Source organism: Roseovarius sp. D0-M9 (assembly GCF_037083805.1).
Classification (GTDB): domain Bacteria; phylum Pseudomonadota; class Alphaproteobacteria; order Rhodobacterales; family Rhodobacteraceae; genus Roseovarius.
This window is the reverse complement of record NZ_JBAPKZ010000093.1, coordinates 1-3,011: the sequence shown is the minus strand read 5'-3', so window position 1 is coordinate 3,011 and position 3,011 is coordinate 1. Positions and strand designations below refer to the sequence as shown.

Annotated in this window: 2 protein-coding genes; one reads left to right on the top strand and one right to left on the bottom strand. The window is 59.8% G+C overall.

Annotation, left to right across the window (positions count from 1 at the left end):
- The first annotated feature begins 655 nt into the window (after positions 1–655).
- Complete coding sequence (locus tag V8352_RS21480; RefSeq protein WP_336426296.1) at positions 656–1,066, top strand: hypothetical protein; 411 nt, start codon at positions 656–658, stop codon at positions 1,064–1,066.
- 1,294 nt (positions 1,067–2,360) lie between these two features.
- On the opposite strand, the gene V8352_RS21475 is transcribed toward V8352_RS21480, so the two are convergent.
- On the bottom strand, positions 2,361–3,011 hold a 651-nt coding region (locus V8352_RS21475; protein WP_336426295.1), incomplete at its 5' end, for a hypothetical protein.

The following is a 3,011-nucleotide window of genomic DNA, read 5'->3' as shown; positions in this document are numbered from 1 at the left end:
GCCGGTCGGCTCAAGCACCTGCCCGCGTCACCCTACGACACAACATCTGGTGTGGTCGTGAACTGACCGGAGACCCGCACACCCACACAAACCGCGAAGAAGCCGAATAATTGCGACCGATTGCAGAATTTCTGCGACTTTCCGGGGAATAATTGCGACCTGGTGGGGAATTCCTGCGACCACACTTTCGCAAGCATCTGAAACCGCAGGATAATAGACGCTGTATTGAATAAGAGGAATCAAGAGAACCCCTTAGAAAGAGGCCGTTCCGGCCAGATGTTTAGGTGGCCGTTGGAGCACGGCGCATGCCGTTTCAATACCGGTGATCTGTCCGTCCGTTCGAGGATGCCAGGAAAACCCGGATCGCGGCGTAGGATGCCATTGTCGTAATGCACGCGAGCATGCGCGTGGCCCGCTACATCAAGATCGTTCCCGCAGGGGCGTCTGTTGCAACCCGGGGCGCGAAATGAACCGCATTGAGCGCCAGAGGTTAAACCCCGCAGAATAGCTCAATCGAAGCTTCGTCAAAAAAATCTACTCATAATCAGAAATTCTTTTTTTTTGCTGTGCAAACAATCCCACTTCTTTGTTGAGCGTCGTGCTCTGTGGGATCCATCCAGCCCCACATATTCAGTATCAACAACAGGAGAATGAAATGGAACTGACGATGACATCATATAATTCTGACGATGAAGCCCAAATCAACCCAATTTGGTTTGTAAACAAGGGCCGATTCATGACGGCAACCAACTACTGGAGTTCGTCCTTCGCGCAGAGGGGACTGTGCTATCTCAGCGGTAGCGCCGGGCATTTGCAATTTCTCATTCCAGAGTGCCATGAAGAGGCTCTTCGTGAATTTCAGGCCGTGCAACAGGCGACGATCGAACCTTCAATCCATGCCGACGGACACATCGATGTTGTCGCGCAAGACGGCACGACTCGCCCATATTTCGTCTCTATCGACAAGCGCATCCTCGACGTTCGGATCGTAGCGAAACGATGCCGGCTGTTGGTGTACTCAAACCACGGTCTCATCAAAAACATGCCCGTCCGCATCCGCGCTTAACCGGACGACGCCCGCAAGCAGGGGCGGCGAGAACCTGTCTCATCTCCGGCGCTCGTCGCGAACACAGCTCCGATCGCCGCAGATCAACAGAGCCGGCGCTCACCTTTGCCGCGGTCGATAGTGCCTCTTGTTTGCACGGCCAGGCGATAGCCACCTGTCTGGCCGCGACACGCAGGCATGACGACGCCCGCGCTAGATTCACCGAAAATGCACTGGGAACTCAAATGCACGACAGGATACTGTATGAATTCGCCTTGCAGCAGGGGTATACGCGGGCGGAGCTTACTGCCTCGAAAGAGGCCTTCAATCGCAAGTATCGCCTGAGCCATCCACCGGGGGCCTTCGACAAGGCGTGGCGCTATACGCTACATGAACGCTGCGCCTGCTGCGACGGTCTCCGAGTTGCCAGCGAGGCGTATCCACACTCCGAAATGATGCATGGCCGGTCGCTCACGCATGTAGCCCATTTGCACGGTGTTCCGAAGCTGCACCTCCAGAGGCTCGTAAGGGCCCGGGAGGTCAAGACACCGCAGCGACCTTCGTCTCACGCAGAGACGCAACTACTGGTCCAGCTGCGCCACATTCTCAAACCCGTGCATGACAGGCGCCGCCCGGCCGCATGACGACCGGGCGAGGGATTTTCTCATAGGCACTCGGCGAGTTGCTCAAGGCTGAGGTCAGCATCGAGCGGCCCTGAATGTGCGATCACCACTGCCGTGATGACCCAGACTCCCAAGGCAGTTGCCACGCGCGGGCTCATCTGCGCAGCATCGCGCGACGCTTCGAGCACCTGGCTCATCTGCGAGGCGCCACGCGCCAGGGTGTGACTCGTCGCTGTCGATGCAGTGGCACTCTGTAGCAGGAGATTCTCCCAGTCATCCTCGCAGCGTGCCGTGCGCAGCGTCTCCAATGCCTCCGGCCAGGCTTTCGGGAAATCTGTCGCAAGATGGACGCCATGCTCGCGCGAAAAGGTCGCGAGACCGCTGGTCAGCGCTGTGATGAGATCATTCGAATTGATCAGGCCCGCGCGGTGCAGCTGACGCGACAGCTGCTGTGCGTAGCTCGGTGCGATCTGCCGGAAGAGGGTTACAGCCNTCGAATTGATCAGGCCCGCGCGGTGCAGCTGACGCGACAGCTGCTGTGCGTAGCTCGGTGCGATCTGCCGGAAGAGGGTTACAGCCGAGATCTGGGGGCCGCGAATAAGGGTCTTGGTCATGATAGGAATTTCCTTTTTGGGGTCGTGACGTCCGGCACCACGGTCGGGTGCCGGACAGCGAGATGCGGTGAGACGCGTTCAGCTGCTGCGGCGCGCAGCCGTTGTCGGCGACAGCACCATCAGGCGACGCTGCCCGCGCCGGGTGACAGTGAAATCCCGATCGCGCTGTGGGCCGCGGCGCTGCGGGTGCCTCCGCTCCTGATCCGCACGGATATCGCGCAGCGCATGCAGACGGCCGCGCTCTGCATTCATCCGCTCGAACGCGTCCCCTGTGAGCCGTCCAATTACCGGCGTGTCGGTGCCAGTCGTCTCGACGGGGACAAACCCCTCATCGACGAGCGGGACAATCAGCCGCGACCGGATCGGAAACCGCGTCGGTCCGGACAATCCTGCCGCGCGATATTCGGGCCGCTGAAACAAGATGACGCTGCGAGCACCCGATGCCGGTCGGCGCGCCGAGACGGCCGGAATCAGAATGGCACAACGCCGCGTGCCGACCGTCTCGATGTCGAGCACCAGGCACGGCCGAGCCTCCAAGCGTTCGGTCACAGGCCGGCCCGCACCGGGGAGCCGGAACCTGACGATGTCGCCATGCGACAGATGATTGTGCCAGTCGGCGTTTAGCAGGCTGCTGAATAAGTCGGGCTTGAAGGACGTTGTTCCTGCCGCATGGATTTCAAGGCGGTTCTCTGTGGCATCGGCGGCGGACGCCCGGTTTGGGATGCTCCG